General features: G+C 69.3%; 13 protein-coding genes. 9 read left to right on the forward strand and 4 right to left on the reverse strand.

Annotated features, from left to right (window positions below; all coding sequences use genetic code 11):
• The first annotated feature begins 106 nt into the window (after nucleotides 1-106).
• The 5 genes from ACWGSK_RS01115 to ACWGSK_RS01135 all read left to right on the forward strand — a co-directional run bounded on the left by ACWGSK_RS01115 (nucleotide 107) and on the right by ACWGSK_RS01135 (nucleotide 7,035).
• Nucleotides 107-613: a cellulose synthase gene (locus tag ACWGSK_RS01115; RefSeq protein WP_452454901.1), complete on the forward strand. Its 507-nt coding sequence runs from the start codon at nucleotides 107-109 to the stop codon at nucleotides 611-613.
• 604 nt (nucleotides 614-1,217) lie between these two features.
• The gene (locus ACWGSK_RS01120; protein WP_358512373.1) at nucleotides 1,218-2,255 is read left to right on the forward strand and encodes an ABC transporter permease; all 1,038 of its coding nucleotides are present in this window, start codon (nucleotides 1,218-1,220) and stop codon (nucleotides 2,253-2,255) included.
• Nucleotides 2,256-2,353: 98 nt separating this feature from the next.
• Nucleotides 2,354-4,102 carry an ABC transporter substrate-binding protein gene (locus tag ACWGSK_RS01125; protein ID WP_358512376.1) on the forward strand — a complete coding sequence of 583 codons (1,749 nt, stop codon included), beginning with the start codon at nucleotides 2,354-2,356 and terminating at the stop codon, nucleotides 4,100-4,102.
• A 95-nt stretch (nucleotides 4,103-4,197) separates the two neighbouring features.
• Nucleotides 4,198-5,211, forward strand: coding sequence for an ABC transporter permease (locus ACWGSK_RS01130; protein ID WP_358512379.1), 1,014 nt, complete (start codon nucleotides 4,198-4,200; stop codon nucleotides 5,209-5,211).
• Nucleotides 5,212-5,259: 48 nt separating this feature from the next.
• Complete coding sequence (locus ACWGSK_RS01135; RefSeq protein ID WP_358512382.1) at nucleotides 5,260-7,035, forward strand: ABC transporter ATP-binding protein; 1,776 nt, start codon at nucleotides 5,260-5,262, stop codon at nucleotides 7,033-7,035.
• Between the two features lie 90 nt (nucleotides 7,036-7,125).
• Here ACWGSK_RS01135 and ACWGSK_RS01140 read toward each other — a convergent pair whose 3' ends face one another.
• From ACWGSK_RS01140 to ACWGSK_RS01150, 3 genes are all read right to left on the reverse strand, one after another.
• Nucleotides 7,126-7,788 (reverse strand): response regulator transcription factor, encoded by a 663-nt coding sequence (locus ACWGSK_RS01140; RefSeq protein WP_358512385.1) that lies wholly within the window; start codon nucleotides 7,786-7,788, stop codon nucleotides 7,126-7,128.
• Complete coding sequence (locus ACWGSK_RS01145; protein ID WP_452454902.1) at nucleotides 7,770-9,116, reverse strand: sensor histidine kinase; 1,347 nt, start codon at nucleotides 9,114-9,116, stop codon at nucleotides 7,770-7,772. Before ACWGSK_RS01145 ends, ACWGSK_RS01140 begins: the two co-directional genes overlap by 19 nt.
• A gap of 99 nt (nucleotides 9,117-9,215) precedes the next feature.
• Nucleotides 9,216-10,844: a PhoX family protein gene (locus tag ACWGSK_RS01150; RefSeq protein ID WP_452454903.1), complete on the reverse strand. Its 1,629-nt coding sequence runs from the start codon at nucleotides 10,842-10,844 to the stop codon at nucleotides 9,216-9,218.
• Between the two features lie 193 nt (nucleotides 10,845-11,037).
• Between ACWGSK_RS01150 and rpmG the strand changes: the two genes are divergently transcribed.
• From rpmG to ACWGSK_RS01170, 4 genes are all read left to right on the forward strand, one after another.
• A complete protein-coding gene (gene rpmG, locus ACWGSK_RS01155) occupies nucleotides 11,038-11,202 on the forward strand; it encodes a 50S ribosomal protein L33 (protein ID WP_067607916.1) in 165 nt (54 codons plus the stop codon).
• Between the two features lie 28 nt (nucleotides 11,203-11,230).
• Nucleotides 11,231-11,476, forward strand: a complete 246-nt coding sequence (locus ACWGSK_RS01160) for a type B 50S ribosomal protein L31 (RefSeq protein WP_358512395.1) — start codon at nucleotides 11,231-11,233, stop codon at nucleotides 11,474-11,476.
• 73 nt (nucleotides 11,477-11,549) lie between these two features.
• Entirely contained in the window at nucleotides 11,550-11,720 is a 171-nt protein-coding gene (gene rpmF / locus ACWGSK_RS01165) for a 50S ribosomal protein L32 (RefSeq protein WP_358512398.1), read from the forward strand.
• 261 nt (nucleotides 11,721-11,981) lie between these two features.
• Complete coding sequence (locus ACWGSK_RS01170; RefSeq protein ID WP_452455181.1) at nucleotides 11,982-14,279, forward strand: lysylphosphatidylglycerol synthase domain-containing protein; 2,298 nt, start codon at nucleotides 11,982-11,984, stop codon at nucleotides 14,277-14,279.
• A gap of 1 nt (nucleotide 14,280) precedes the next feature.
• On the opposite strand, the gene ACWGSK_RS01175 is transcribed toward ACWGSK_RS01170, so the two are convergent.
• Complete coding sequence (locus ACWGSK_RS01175; RefSeq protein ID WP_358512404.1) at nucleotides 14,281-15,312, reverse strand: serine/threonine-protein kinase; 1,032 nt, start codon at nucleotides 15,310-15,312, stop codon at nucleotides 14,281-14,283.
• Nucleotides 15,313-15,332: the final 20 nt, after the last annotated feature.

A 15,332-nucleotide genomic window follows, 5' to 3' on the forward strand; every position in this document is an offset into this window, starting at 1 on the left:
GAAGTCGCGCCCGTGCACGCCGTGTACCCGCCGAGAGAGCGGTGGGTGACCCGCCCTAGGGGATGAGCCGGATGTGTGTTCGGGCCCGGGATGGGAGACTGGCCCTATGCCTGAGACACTGACTATGACGTCCGGCCTCACCTTGGGAGCGGCCCTCGCGGCGGTGGGCCTGATCATCACGTTCTTCGTGTGGCGACGCAAGGGCCTGGCCTTCGGGTTGCGCGGCCTGGCCTGGTCGATGCTCCCGCTGGTGGCGGGTCTGCTCGGCCTGATGAACGTCATCATGCAGTTCGTGCTCGGACTCTTCGGTGTACTGGCCGGTCTGGTGTTCAACCCGATCGTGTGGGCCGGTGTGGCGCTGGTGCCGCTGATGGTGATCCTGTACGTGGCCTCCGGGTTCATGAAGGCGCGGGGGATCGGCGTGAAGCAGCCGGGGGCCAAGGACAAGACCTCCGAGGGCGGGGACGCGCCGGCCGGGGGACAGGGCGCTCTCGCGGCGGGACCGGCCAAGCCCACCGCCGGTCAGGTCAAGGCGCCACCGCAGAAGAAGTCCGGTGGCGACGAGGACTTCGACGACATCGAGGCGTTGCTGCGCAAGCACGGCATCGAGTGACCCAGGGCCGACGCACGCCGCGATCGGCGAAGCGTCGGTCAGGTCGGCATCACGAAGGCGGTTCCGCTGAGGCGGGGCCGCCGTTTTTCATTTCTTTACCATTACGTACCGGATTCGTCTGATTACTTACCGGTTCATAGCATCTCGCATAGTGCGCGGCTATGCGTTCCCTTCCTCGTGTTCCTCCTCGTATGGTGTGGGGATCGTGGCGGCGCATCGCCCCTGTTCAGGCCTCATGGTCGGTAGAGTCCTACTTTGCGTGCTTTAGTCTCCATGTAGATCCATTGTTAGCTTTGGTTACGATTTAGCTACATGGACTTGGTTTGGACGGTGAGCTCGTCGTAGGCGAGTAAATTGGTCGTTGTGTAACATCCAGGGCAAAACGGGCCACCGGGTGTCCAAGATCACCAAGTGATCCAGGACCCGTGATCCGGCGCCGGTGGGGTGGGTGATCCTCCCTCCTCGCAGAGCGTGAAGCCCAACCAGCCAGTGTCGAGATCCGACCGGCCCCACCGTGAGACCTCGCAGGGTCGACCCCCCTGAGTGCTCACGTGTGGGTTCTGTCCTCTCGGTCAGAAGCGCAAGAGTGGAGAGTGGTGGCCTGATGAGTGCGCCCTCGCAAGTCCCTGAGTCGGCGGAGGACGCCGACACCGCGGACGTCGCAGCGGCGGCCACCCAAGGTCGTAGTGACGCCGACAACCGGTCCCTGAAGCAGATCGCCTGGCAGCGCCTACGCCGCGACAAGGTCGCCATGATCTCCGGCATCGTCGTGGTGCTGCTCATCCTGGCGGCGATCTTCGCGCCGTTGTTGGCCAAGTGGTTCGGGCATCCGCCCACCCAGTTCCACCAGGACCTGATCGAGCCCAGCCGACGCCTTCCCTACATCGACCCCGAGAATCCCGACGCGGGCGTCGACCGTTGGGGCGGGATCAGTGGCGACCATCTGCTCGGTGTCGAGCCCACGACCGGCCGCGACCTGTTCAGCCGGATCCTCTACGGCGCCCAGATCTCCCTGCTGGTCGCCTTCCTGGCCACCCTGGTCTGCGTCGCCCTGGGCACCATCCTGGGCATCATCGCCGGTTACGTGGGCGGCTGGGTCGACACCCTCATCAGCCGGGCCATGGACATCTTCCTGGCCTTCCCGCTGATGCTGTTCGCCATCGCCCTGGTCGGCGTCATCCCCGACGGGGTCCTGGGGCTGACCGGCAACGGGCTCCGAATCGGCGTCATCGTCTTCATCATCGGTTTCTTCAACTGGCCCTACATCGCGCGCATCGTCCGCGGTCAGACCCTCGCCCTGCGCGAGCGGGAGTTCGTGGAGGCCGCCAGAAGCCTGGGCGCCGGCAACCGGCACATCCTCCTCAAGGAGATCCTGCCGAACCTGATCACGCCGGTCATCGTCTACGCCACGCTCCTGATCCCCACGAACATCCTGTTCGAGGCGGCTCTGAGCTTCCTGGGCGTCGGTATCAACCCGCCCACTCCCAGCTGGGGCAAGATGCTCTCCGAAGCGGTGCCGTTCTTCCGTGAGGCGCCCTACTTCATCATCTTCCCCGGTATGGCCATCTTCATCACCGTGCTCGCGTTCAACCTGTTCGGTGACGGCCTCCGTGACGCCTTCGACCCCAAGACCTCCGATTGACCCGCGCTCGTGCGGGGCGATCATCCTCCCCCCGCGCGGGCGTGGATCAACCCGCGGGTCCAATCATCCCCACACCAGGTTCCCAGAGAGGTAGTTCCTTGAGGAAACGCACCTTCGGCTTCGTCGCGCTCGGCGCGGCGGCCACCCTGCTGCTGTCCGCTTGTGGCGGTTCCGCCACCGGCGGCGGCGCGGCCGAATCGGAGTTCGAGTTCGACCAGGGCTCGACCGAGCTCGTCAACGCTTCGGACAAGAGCGGTGGCACCCTGAAGTACGCCATCGAGGCCGACTTCGACTCCGCCGACCCGGGCAACACCTACTACGGGTGGAGCTGGAACTTCCAGCGCTACTACGCTCGTACACTGCTGTCCTTCACCCCGGAGCCGGGTGAGGCCGCGACCGAGCTGATGCCCGACCTGGCCAAGGCGATGCCCGAGCCCAACGATGACTTCACCGAGTGGACCATCGAGATCCAGGAGGGCCTCAAGTACGAGGACGGCTCCGAGATCGTCGCCGAGGACATCAAGTACGCCATCGCGCGCTCCAACTTCAACGGTGGCACGCTCTCTCTGGGCCCGCAGTACTTCGCCGCGCACCTGGACCAGGACGACCACAACGTCTACGAGGGTTCGGACCCGCTCGCGGGCTTCGACTCCATCGAGACCCCGGACGACCACACCCTGGTCTTCCACCTCAAGGACTCCTTCTCCGAGTTCCCGAACGTCCTGACCCAGCTCCAGACCGCCCCCGTGCCGATCGAGGCCGACAAGGGCGAGCTCTACCAGGAGCACGTGCTCTCCTCGGGTCCGTACAAGTTCGACGGGAACTACCAGCCCGGCGTCCAGCTGCACCTTGAGCGCAACGAGCACTGGGACCCCGAGACCGACGATGTCCGTCCGGCTCTTCCGGACCGCGTCGAGCTTGAGATCGGTGTCGCCCAGGACGAGATCGACCAGCGTCTGGTCAACGGCGACATCGACGTCGACGCTCGCGGCACCGGTGTGGGCCCGGCCATGCGCTCCACCCTGCTCGACGACGAGGCCGTCCAGGGCAACCTGGACAACCCGTACACCGGCGCCCTGCGCTACATGAACATCCACACACCGATCATTGAGGACGTGGCCTGCCGCCAGGCCATCATGTACGCGGTCGACCGCGACAGCATGTGGCGCGCCTGGGGCGGCGAGCCCGGTGGTGACATCGCCACCAACCTGCTGCCGCCGGCGATCCCGGGCTCCAACCCGGAGTCGAACCTGTACCCGTCCGAGGACGGCAAGGGTGACCTCGACGCGGCCCAGACCAAGCTCGATGCCTGCGGCGAGGAGGACGGTTTCAGCACCACGCTCGCCGTCCGCGCCGAGAACGACAACGAGGTGCAGACCGCGGAGTCCGTCAAGGAGGCCCTCGCTCGCGTCAACATCGACGTGACCATCGAGTCCTACCCCACGGCCGACTTCTTCGGTCAGTACGCCGGTTCCCAGGACTTCGTCCGTGAGAACGACATCGGCCTGAGCCTTTCCGGCTGGGGTCCGGACTGGCCCAGCGGTTACGGCTTCGCCTCCAAGATCACCCACGGCGACGCGATCATGGAGACCGGTAACTTCAACACCTCCGAGCTCGACGACCCCGAGATCAACGGTCTCTGGGACGACGCCCTGCTCACCGAGGACCCCGACGAGCGCGCGGCCATCTACGAGCAGATCGACACCCTCGTCATGGAGAACGCCGCCATCCTGCCGGTGGTCTTCGACAAGTCGCTGATCTACCGCTCGGACGAGCTGACGAACGTGTTCTACCAGCCCGCGTTCATGATGTACGACCTGATGCCGCTGGGCGTCGACCGGGACTAGCAGTCCCCACTACCAGCCTGAACTAGTACGAAAAGGCAGGTGAGAGCGGCGGGGCACCCGAGGTGATCCCTTGGGTGCCCCGTCCGCCGACTGCGATGCTGAACTATATTCTTCGCCGCCTTGGGGCGGGTCTTCTGCTTCTCGTCGTCGTTACCGCGGTGACCTTCTGGATCTTCTACGTCCTGCCCAGGTGGGCGGGCGTCACCCCGCAGGGCATGGCGGCGATGTACGTGGGCAAGGCGCCCACCCCGGAGGCGATCCAGGCCACCGTGGAACGCCTTGGCCTCGACCAGCCGATCGCGGTCCAGTTCGTGGAGTTCCTCCGCACTCTGCTCTTCGGTCAGGAGTTCACCTTCGGCCGTCAGACCGTCGAGTGCGCGGCCCCCTGCCTGGGCTACTCCTTCAGCACCAACTCTCCGGTGCTGCCCCAGATCCTCGACCGTCTCCCCGTCACCCTGTCCCTGGGTCTGGGCGCGGCGGTCATCTGGGTCATCGGCGGTGTCGGCGTCGGTGTCCTCTCCGCGGTCAAGAAGGGCAGCATCTTCGACCGTCTGGCCATGGGTGCCGCCCTCGCGGGCGTGTCCCTGCCCATCTACTTCACCGGTCTGCTGGCCCTGGCCTTCCTGGTCCACCAGTGGGGCCTGTTCCCGGTGTCGCGCTACGTCCCCTTCACCGAGGACCCCGTCGCCTGGTACCAGGTCATGCTCCTGCCCTGGATCACCCTGGCGTTCCTGCACGCCGCCCAGTACGCCCGCCAGACTCGCGCGGGCATGCTGGAAACGCTCAACGAGGACTACATCCGCACCGCGCGGGCCAAGGGCCTGAGCGAGCGCAAGGTGATCTTCAAGCACGCCCTGCGACCCACCCTCACCCCGATCCTCACCATCCTCGGCCTGGACATCGGCATGGTCCTGGGCGGCGCGATCCTCACCGAGAAGGTGTTCTCCCTGAACGGTGTGGGCGCCTACGCGATCGACTCGATCGTCTCCAAGGACCTGCCCGTGATCCTGGGGGTCACGCTCCTGGGCGCCGTGTTCATCGTGGTGTGCAACCTGATCGTCGACCTCCTGTACCCGGTCGTCGACCCGCGGGTGCGGATCACCGCGTGACGCGTGTCAGCGTGAACACCAGACCAGCTCTACCGAAGGAAAAGTGACATGGCCTCGACCGGATCGGCTGCCTCCGACGCAGTCGTGCGCGTGGACGACCTGCGGGTGACGTTCCCGACGATGGATGGAGACGTCCACGCCGTCAAGGGACTGTCCTTCGAGGTCCCGGCCGGTGGCGCCCTGGGCATCGTGGGCGAGTCGGGTTCGGGCAAGAGCGTGACCTCGCTGGCCCTGATGGGTCTGCACCGGGGCAGCCGCGCCCAGATCACCGGTTCCATCGAGGTGGCCGGGCAGAACGTGGTGACCGCGAGCGACAAGAAGATGCGCCAGATGCGCGGCAACGACATCGCGATGGTCTTCCAGGACCCGATGCAGTCGCTGCACCCGCAGTACACCATCGGTAACCAGCTCATCGAGGCCTACCAGGTGCACAACCCCAAGGCCTCCAAGAGCGCTGCGCGCAAGCGTGCCGTGGAGGCCCTGGGCCGGGTCGGCATCCCCGAGCCGGAGAAGCGGATCAACTCCTACCCGCACGAGTTCTCCGGCGGTATGCGCCAGCGCGTGGTGATCGCCATGGGGTTGATGTGCGACCCCAAGGTGCTGCTCGCGGACGAGCCCACCACGGCCCTGGACGTCACGGTCCAGGCCCAGGTCCTGGACCTGCTCGACGAGCTGCGTCGTGACCTGAACATGGCGCTCATCCTCGTCTCGCACGACCTGGCCGTCGTGGCCGGTTCGGTGGACGAGGTCGTGGTGATGCGCCACGGTCAGGCCGTCGAGCGCGGCGACGTGCGCAAGGTCCTCTCCAAGCCCGAGCACCCCTACACCCAGGCGCTGCTGGACGCGGTGCCGCGTGTGGAGGTCTCTCGGGCCCAGCGCCGTGCCCGAGACCGCGCCGACCGTATCGATCGGGACAAGCGCGAGGGCACCGTCACCAAGCCCGGTGACTTCGAGGCCTTCACCCCCGCCACCTCCGAGAGCGAGCCGCTGCTGAGCGTGCGCGACATCGCCCAGTGCTTCAAGGTCCGTGGGGGGATGTGGGGCCGATCCAGCGACTTCTGGGCGGTCAAGGGTGTGAGCTTCGACCTGTACAAGGGCGAGACCCTCGGCATCGTGGGCGAGTCCGGCTCGGGCAAGAGCACGGTCTCGCGCATGATCATGCGTCTGCTGGAGCCCACGAAGGGGTCGGTCCACTTCGAGGGCAAGGACATCACCCACATGCGCGAGCGCGAGCTGCGACCGCTCCGCCGCGACGTGCAGATGGTGTTCCAGAACCCCTACTCCTCGCTGAACCCGCGCCTGACCATCGGTGAGAGCATCGGCACCGCGCTGAAGGTGCAGGGTGAGCGCGACGGCAAGAAGATCCGAGGTCAGGTGCAGGACCTGTTGGAGAGGGTGGGCCTGGAGCCCAACCACTACAACCGGTTCCCGCACGCGTTCTCCGGTGGTCAGCGTCAGCGCATCGCCATCGCCCGCGCGCTGATCCTCAAGCCCAAGCTGATCATCTGCGACGAGCCGGTCTCCGCGCTGGACGTGTCCACGCAGGACCAGGTGCTGCGTCTGCTCTCGGAGTTGCAGGACGACTTCGGTCTGACCTACATCTTCGTGGCCCACGATCTGGCGGTCGTGCGGCAGGTCAGTGACCGCGTCGCGGTCATGCGCAAGGGCGAGGTCGTGGAGATGGGCGACAGCGACTCGGTCTACGAGAACCCGCGGAGCGACTACACCCAGCAGTTGCTCACCGCCGCCCCGGTCCTGGACCCCGACGAGGCCCGCAGGCTGCGCGCCGAGCGTTTCGCCGAGCGCGACGGAGCGGTCGCCTGACGGCGAGTGGGATATGCCCGTCGAGGGCGGTCATGGACACGGTTCCGTGACCGCCCTCCTCGCGTGGGCCCACCCGGTCCGGTCGCCCTCTCAGTCCGGCTGTTCGCGCAGGTAGGTCAGGACCGCCATGACGCGACGGTCCACGTCGGTCCCTTCGGGCGGAAGGTCGAGCTTGGCGAGGATGTTGGTGATGTGCTTGCCCACGGTGGGTTCGGACACCACCAGCTCCCGGGCGATCCGGGCGTTGGAGACGCCCTGGGCCAGCAGCGCCAGCACCTCCAGTTCGCGTTCGGACAGCCGCTCCAGTGGGGTGCTGCGCCGCCGGACCAGTCGCCGCACGACCTCGGGGTCGATGACGGTGCCCCCGGCGTGCACCCGACGCAGCACGTCGGAGAACTCGGCGACGTCCACCACCCGTTCCTTGAGCACGTAACCGACACCGACCCCCTCGTGGGAGTCCAACAGGTCGGACGCGTAACCGGCTTCCACGTACTGGCTGAGCGCCACCACCGGCAGACGCGGGTGTTCCCGGCGCAGCTCCACGGCGGCGCGCAGTCCCTCGTCGGTGAAGTCGGGCGGCATCCGGATGTCGGTGACCACCAGATCGGGGGCGTACTCGGCGACCGTCGCCTTGAGCGCCTCGGCGTCACCGACCGCCGCGACCACCTCGAAGTCGAACCTGCGCAGCAGGTCGGACAGACCCTCACGCAGCAGGGCGCCGTCCTCGGCCAGGACTACTCGGATGGGGGACACGGGAACTCCGCTCTCAATCTCGTGGGACCACCTGGTGGGCTGGACAACAGGATCCTGCCGCCGACGACGGTGACCCGGTCGGCCAGACCGGTCAGTCCGGTGCCGCCCGCGGGGTCGGCGCCGCCCCGTCCGTCGTCGATGGTCTCCAACACCAGGATGTCCTCCTCCAATCGGGTGTTCAACCGGACCTCGGTGGCCCCGGCGTGTTTGGCGACGTTGGTGAGGGACTCGGCGGCCACGTAGTAGGCGGCGCTCTCCAGGTGCGCGGGAGGCCTGCGCGGTAGGTCGACGCGCACGCGGGTGGGGACGGGGGAGCGATCGGCCAGTTCCGGCAGGGCCGCGGCCAGCCCCCGGTCGCTGAGCACCTTGGGGTGGATGCCGTGCACGATCTCGCGCAGCGACCCGATGATCTCCTTGGCCTGGCCGTGCACCTCGCTCAAGGTGCGTTCCATCCCGCTGCCCGGTGGCGCGTCCATCCTGGCCAGGTCCAGACGCATCGCCAGGGAGATCAGTTGTTGCTGGGCACCGTCGTGCAGGTCGCGTTCGATGCGTCGGCGTTCGGTCTCGAAGGCGTCCACCAGGCGGGCGCGGGAACGGGTCACCTCGACCAGTTCCGAGCGCAGTTCCTCGGTCTCCCCGCGTCCGCCGAGCAGGACCCGTGCGACCAGGGCGTGCACGCCCGCCGCCGGGGTGCACACGTAGGGCGTGAACAGCAAGAGGAGCACCCCGGGTGCCACCAGGGGCAGGGCGGTGAGCGGGTCCTCGAAGTGCCACCACCCGAGGGTGACGGTCTCCCCGAACAGGGGGATGAGCGGACTGACGACCAGGAACAGGCCCATGACGGGGAAGAGGAACAGCAGCGCCCACGTCAGGTTGTCCAGCAGCAGGACCAGCAGGAGCAGGTAGGCGAACTCGCGCCAGGTGGCCGCCTCGGTGTAGCGCACCCGCGCCCGGTGCCACAGGCCGGGGCCGGTGGCCCGGTGCCCGTGGTCGATCGGTGGGTGGACCAGGCGCAGCCGCCACCGTTCGATCGGCGCGACCACCAGGGCGACGAAGGGTCCGCCGAGCAGCAACAGGACCGCCCCGAACAGCAACAGGGCGGCCAGGGTCCATGCCCCCTGCGGCTCTCCCCGGGCCAGCGCCTCCACGTGCTCGCCGAGCATGATCAGCGGTACCGAGAAGGGGGCCAGCAGCAACACGGCCAGGGGCCCCATCACCATCGTTCCGGCCAGGTGACCCAGGCCCCGCCACGGCCAGGACGACCACAGGAAGCCCTTGCTCCGCATGGCCTCCAAGGTGGTGCGGGGGAGCGGTGCCGGTGTACTCACCCCGACAAGTTACGGGAACGGCGGAGCGGGGTGAAGCGGGCACGACCCACCTGCGACTACAGGCGAGCCCCACCACCGGTGAGGTCGAGGCCGGGACGCTCAGGTTCCGATGACGCCGCCGTCGTCCTTGCGGACCACCACCACGGCCGACCGCGGCCGCCCGCGCGGATCGAACCCGGGCCAGTTGCTCACCGCGCGCGGGTCGTCCACGGTCGGTGCGCCCAGGTGTTCGGTGGCCGACCCGGGTCCCCGCACCGTCACGAACAGGGTTCGCCCGTCCGGGGTGGCGGCCACTCCGGCGATCGCGCAGCCGCGGGGCCCGGTGAGGAAGCGCCGCGCCCGCCCGCCGTCGGGGTCGGCGCACAGCAGGGCGCTGTTGCCCGCGCGCTCCCACGCTCGGGGGTCGGTGATCCGGGTGGTGTCCGTGTGGATCCACAGCCGGCCGTCGGAACCGCAGTGCAGCCCACCCGGGGGTGCCTCGGTCCGAGTGGACTCGCGCCAGGAGAACAGGGTCGCGCCGTGGTCGGCGGCCCCTTCGCTCAGGGAGAGGATCCGACCGCCGCCCTGACCGTCGGCCTCGGACAGGTACACGGCCCCGGTCGCCGGGTGGACGGCGGGCGTGCCCGGCCCGCGGAGCCTCGTCGCGTCCACAGCTTCGGCGGCCTCTCCGGCACGAAGGAGAACGTCGGCCTGGTCGGTGAAGCCCTCGCCCTCGCCCAGCCCGGACCCGCCGTGGACCAGGGGCGACCAGGTCCCCGAACCGTCCGAACCCGTCCGTGCCGCGTACAGGGCGCCTTCGGCCAGGGGGCCGAGGGCCCGGTCGCGCAGGCGTTCGCGCCATGGGTGGGCACCGACGAACTTGTAGAGGTGGGAGTCGTCGCACAGGTACACCACGGCGCGCCCGCGCGACTCGGTCACGGTGGCGCCGTGGTGCGCCATCCGGCCCAGGGCGGTGCGTTTCATGGGAGCGGAGTCGGGGTCGAACGGGTCGACCTCCACCGCCCAACCGGACCGTCGCGCCTCGTTCGGGGTGAGTTCCCGGTCGAGTGCGGCGTCGGCGGTCAGGCAGGTTCCCCAGGGGGTGGTGGCCTGGCCGGGGCCGCTCAGGACCCCGGCCGGGTCGGCCCCGGTGTCCAGGGCGGGGTGGCCGACCAGGGGTCCGTTCGGGGTGGTGGGGGAGTCGCCGGTCAGTCGATGGTCGAGTTCGTCCCCCAGCACCCGCCAACGCCCGTCGACGAGTTCGACGCGCGCGATGGTCGCGCCGAGGGAGGCCATCTCCTTGGCGGTCGGGGCGGCGTCGCCGGCCCGCCCTCCGTCGGTGCGCAGCAGCACGCGGTCGACCTGGGAATGGGTCACTACGAGGAGCCCCTGACGGTTTCCGGCCTGTCCGGGACGCAGGGGTAGGTAGCCGATCCCGCTGTGGCCGGTGCCGACCTGGCGCGCCGCCTCCTCGGCGGTGTTCCCGGCGTCGGGGCGCCAACGGGGGGAATCGGTGCGCAGGGGCGCACCCCAGGGCAACAGGACACGGGCGGTGTGGCCGGGTGGGACGGTGACGGCGTCATCGAGGGTGACGGGAACCTCGGTGAAGGTGGGGGAGGAGCCGACGAGCGGGTCGGCCGACGCGGGAGAACCGCCTCGGAGGAGGTCACCGAGGAGGGTGGATCCGGTCAGGGCGCTCATGGCCGCGGTGGCCACCAGGAACCGGCGTCGACTGTGTACGGGCGGCATGGCTCTCCTCGGCGCCGGGCACTCCGAGCACCGGCTTCGTTGGTTTGTGCCGATGTAATCACGCAAAGTAGTCGAATGCGTGGATCGTGCGGTCGTGGCGGGTTTCCGGCCGAAGGTGCGAAGCCGTGGTGCCGAGTGGGAATGAAAACGGTTATCATTTGGTTGACGCAGATCGACGGCCTAGGAGGTCCACATGGCACGCAACGACGCACGACCCATCATCAAGCTCAGGTCCACCGAGGGCACCGGGACCACCTACGTGACCCGTAAGAGTCGCCGCAACACCCCCGACCGCCTGGTCCTGCGCAAGTACGACCCCAAGCTGCGCCGCCACGTCGAGTTCCGAGAGGAACGCTGACCCGGACACACCCCGAAGAGAGGCCCGCATGAAACAGGGAATCCACCCCGAGTACCGACCGGTCGTCTTCCGGGACAAGGCCGCCGACTTCGCCTTCCTCACCAGGTCCACCGTGACCGGTGACAGGACCATCCAATGGGAGGACGGCAACACCTACCCGCTCGTCGACGTAGAGATCTCCAGCGCGAGCCACCCCTTCTACACCGGCAACGCCCGCGTGGTGGACACCGCCGGCCGGGTGGAGCGCTTCCAGCGCCGCTACGGGCGCAAGTAAAGGGAAACCATCCGCGGGCGGCGCGGCCCGGACACGATTCGGACCCGCCACCCGCACGGAAAGGCACGCACCAATGGCCGTACCCAAGCGCAGGATGTCGCGCGCCAACACCCGCACCCGCCGCTCCCAGTGGAAGGCGACGCCCCCCGAACTGGTCACGGTGCGTCTGCGGGGCCGCGAGTACCGAGTCCCCCGCAACCTGCTCCGCGCCTATGAACGTGGACTCCTGCCCCTGCCCGAGTAGGACACCCGAAAGTCCACCACCCGTCGGGGCCCGGGCGCACACCCGGCTCCCCTCACCCGGGCCCCGACCCACGCGCCGAACCCCGCACACCACCCGGCGACCGACGAAACACCCCCACCCCTGATCACCGCATCCCCACGAATCGGGCAGGCTTGTGGGGTGACGACATCCCCGACCGACTCCTCGGCCACCACCCCCGGCCGATTCGCCGCCCGCGCTCCGCGCAGACCCATCGACCTGCTCGTCGGCTTCGCCGGACTGATGCTGGTCTTCGTGGTCCTGCTCCTGGTCACCGATGCCCTGGCCGAAGGCGGGCCCATCGACGACGCCTCCCAACTGCGCGCGGTGATCCCGCCCGGGCTGCTCCTCGCCGTCGCGATCGGTGCCAACCTCCTGCTGCTCGTCCTGGTCTGCTACGTCGTCCTGCGCACCCTGATCGTCGGGAGCGTGCGCGACCTGCTGCGCCCCCTCGTCGCGGCGGTGGCCGCCTACGGCATGACCTCCTGGGTCAACGCGCGGATGGAGATCGCCTCCATCGGTGCCGCACCCCTGCCAGGCCTGCCCGAGGACGTCCTCACCGCCGCCACCCTGGGCTACGTGGCCGCCGGTATCGCCTTCACCCGCACCATGCCCGCCGGGCAGCCCAGGGTCCGCTCCCTGTTGTGGGGGACCAACTCCATGGTCGCCGTCACCGCGGTCACGGCGGGCGTCAACAGCATCCTCGCCGTCCTCTTCACCGTCCTGGTCGGCCTGACCTGCGCGGCCCTGGCCCGCTACGCCATCGGCGTGCGGGTACCTCCCCCCGCCACCGGACGCATCCTGGACGAACTCGCCCGCTTCGACCTGACCGCCGACCGGATCGTCCCCGACGGCACCGACGAGGACGGGGACCCCCGCCACCTGGCCGACCTCACCGACGGGCGTCGGATCGAGCTCACCGTCCTCGGCTCCGAGAACACCAGCGGTTTCTGGAGACGACTGCGCGCCCTGCTCCTGCTGCGCCGCCCGGTCGCCCCCCGCATCCTCTACGGGGTCCGCAGACGCGCCGAACACGCCGCCCTGATGAGCGCCGCCGCACGTGACGCCGGGGTCCCCGCTCCCCGGATCCTGGCCCTGGGGGAACTCTCCCCGGGCACCGTCCTGCTCGCCCGCGAACGCTCGCACGTCCGGGGCCTGGACACCCTCGAACCCGAACAGGTCACCGACACCCTCCTCGCCGATCTGTGGGAACTCCTCGGCGCGCTGCACCGACGCCGCGTCGTCCACGGCGACCTCCACGGCGCCACGGTCGGCATCCGCGAGAACGGTCCCGACGATCCACCCACCGCCGCCCTGACCGGGTTCGACCACGGCTCGGTGGCCGCGGCCCAACTGCGCACCTCCCTGGACCACGCGGCCATGCTCACCCTGCTCGCGCTGCGCGTGGGTGTCGAACGCGCCGTCGCCTCGGCCGTGCGCGCCCTGGACGTGGAGACCGCCGCCGCCGTGCTTCCGCTGCTACAACCCCCCGGCCTGCCGCACCGGCTGCGCGCCGAACTGCGACGCACCGACCGCGCGCTCCTGGGACGACTCCGTGACCACATGGTGTCCTTGGCCCCCGAGGCCCCGACCGAACCCGCCCGGCTGGAACGGATGCGGCCGCGCACCATCGTCAGCTTCGTGGTCGCCACCGTCGTCGGACTGGTCCTGGTCTACCAACTCGCCGGCGTCGACCTGGCCACCATCCGTCACGCCGACCCGCTGTGGGCCTTGACCGCGTTCGCCATGGCCACCACGTGCATGATCGCCGCCGCCATGGTGCTGATCGGTTTCGTACCCGCGCCGCTGCCCTGGTGGCGCACCATCCTGGTGCAGTACGCGGCGTCGTTCGTGCGCATCGCGGCCCCCGCGGGGCTGGGCTCGATCGCGATCAACAGCCGGTTCGTCATCAAGGCCGGCGTGCCCACCTCCCTCGCGTTGTCCGCGGTCGGACTCACCCAACTGGTGGGCTTCCTGATCCACGTCCCCCTGCTGCTGGTCTGCGCCTACCTCACCGGCACCTCCTACTGGACGGGCTTCAGCCCCTCACCGACCGTCGCCCTCATCAGCGTCCTCGGCACGGCCCTGGTGGCCGCGGTCCTGCTGCATCCCCGCATGCGCCGGGCGGTCGCCGAACGTCTGCGCCCCTACCTGCGCGGGGTCCTGCCCCGACTGCTGGACATGCTCCAGCGCCCGATGAGCCTGCTGCTCGGGGTGGGCGGCACGCTGCTGCTCACCGTCGCGTTCGTGCTGTGCCTGCACTTCTCGGTCCTGGCGTTCGCCGGCCCCGAGATCCAGGTGAGCCTGGTCGCCGTCGCCGTGGTGTTCCTGGCCGGCAACGCCATCGGCTCGGCCGCGCCCACCCCGGGTGGTCTGGGCGCGGTGGAGGCCGCGCTCATCGGCGGACTCACCGCGGTGGCGGGTGTCCCGGCGGCGGTGGCGCTGCCCGCGGTGCTGTTGTTCCGGGTGCTGACGTTCTGGTTCCCGGTGCTGCCCGGCTGGCTGTCGTTCAACCATTTGCAACGCCGCGAGGCCATCTAGCTCAGACCAGCAGCAGGACACCCAGGAACAGCAACAGACCCAACAGGGCCACGATGGTGACCTGGTAGCGCCGCCGGACCGACTCCTCGGACGGTGTCGGGGACGGCACGGACCTGAGCAGGGTGACCTGAGGCTTCGTCGGTTCGGGTTCGGGCAGGGGCGGCGCGGTCTCCGGCACGCCCAGATGGCGGGGCGGCCAGGTGTGCTCCAGGCGCGGGCCGGCGCACCGCTCCACCACCTGGGCGGGGGTGGGTCGCAGCGCGGGATCGTGCGCCCAGCAGTCCCGGATCAGCGCCTCCAGGTCCGCGGGCAGCCCGGACAGGACCTCCACGGGCGGCGACGAGATCAGCCGCATGAGGATGCGCGGCTCGGAGGGACCGTCGAAGGGACAGTGACCGGTCGCCGACTGGGCCAGGGTGGTCCCCAACGCGAACACGTCGGAGGAGGGTGAGAGCGCCGACCCCTCCGCCTGTTCGGGCGACATGTACGGCAGCGTGCCGAACACGTGCCCGGTGCCGGTCATCGTGCTGCCCTCGGTGGGACGGGCGATACCGAAGTCGATCACCCGGGGCCCGTCCGGCGCCAGGATGACGTTGCTCGGCTTGATGTCGCGGTGGATGAGGTCACGGATGTGGATGGTGCCCAGGGCCTCGGCGAGCAGGGTGGCCATCGCCCGCAGCGAGGCGGCGTCGAGCGGCCCGTGTTCGGCCAGCGCGGCCTTCAGCGACGGACCCGGGATGTGTTCGTAGGCGATCCAGGGCCGTTCCGAGTGGGGGTCGCTGTCGACCACTTCGGCGGTGTAGCGCCCGCCCACCCGCGCGGCGAGTTCGGCCTCACGGGCGAAACGTGCGCGGTAGTCGGTGCCGTCCAGCCGGTCGTCCTCCACCAGCGCCGAGCGCACCACCTTGACCACCACGTGCGCGCCGTCGTCGGCCCGTCCCAGGTACACCTGACCCATGCCACCGGTGCCGAGCCGATGTGTCAGCGGATATGGTCCGATTCGGTCGGGATCGTGGGGCGAAAGGGGCAACACGTCACGCCTTTCTGCAGGAC

It is taken from the genome of Nocardiopsis sp. NPDC055551 (assembly GCF_053619415.1).

Excerpts from the sequence above, each read along its gene's own strand:
- rpmG (WP_067607916.1), top strand. The coding sequence starts at position 11,038 with ATGGCACGCAACGACGCACGACCCATCATCAAGCTCAGGTCCACCGAG.
- ACWGSK_RS01170 (WP_452455181.1), top strand. The coding sequence starts at position 11,982 with ATGCTGGTCTTCGTGGTCCTGCTCCTGGTCACCGATGCCCTGGCCGAA.
- rpmF (WP_358512398.1), top strand. The coding sequence starts at position 11,550 with ATGGCCGTACCCAAGCGCAGGATGTCGCGCGCCAACACCCGCACCCGC.
- ACWGSK_RS01120 (WP_358512373.1), top strand. The coding sequence starts at position 1,218 with ATGAGTGCGCCCTCGCAAGTCCCTGAGTCGGCGGAGGACGCCGACACC.
- ACWGSK_RS01160 (WP_358512395.1), top strand. The coding sequence starts at position 11,231 with ATGAAACAGGGAATCCACCCCGAGTACCGACCGGTCGTCTTCCGGGAC.
- ACWGSK_RS01115 (WP_452454901.1), top strand. The coding sequence starts at position 107 with ATGCCTGAGACACTGACTATGACGTCCGGCCTCACCTTGGGAGCGGCC.
- ACWGSK_RS01130 (WP_358512379.1), top strand. The coding sequence starts at position 4,198 with ATGCTGAACTATATTCTTCGCCGCCTTGGGGCGGGTCTTCTGCTTCTC.
- ACWGSK_RS01150 (WP_452454903.1), bottom strand. The coding sequence starts at position 10,844 with ATGCCGCCCGTACACAGTCGACGCCGGTTCCTGGTGGCCACCGCGGCC.
- ACWGSK_RS01135 (WP_358512382.1), top strand. The coding sequence starts at position 5,260 with ATGGCCTCGACCGGATCGGCTGCCTCCGACGCAGTCGTGCGCGTGGAC.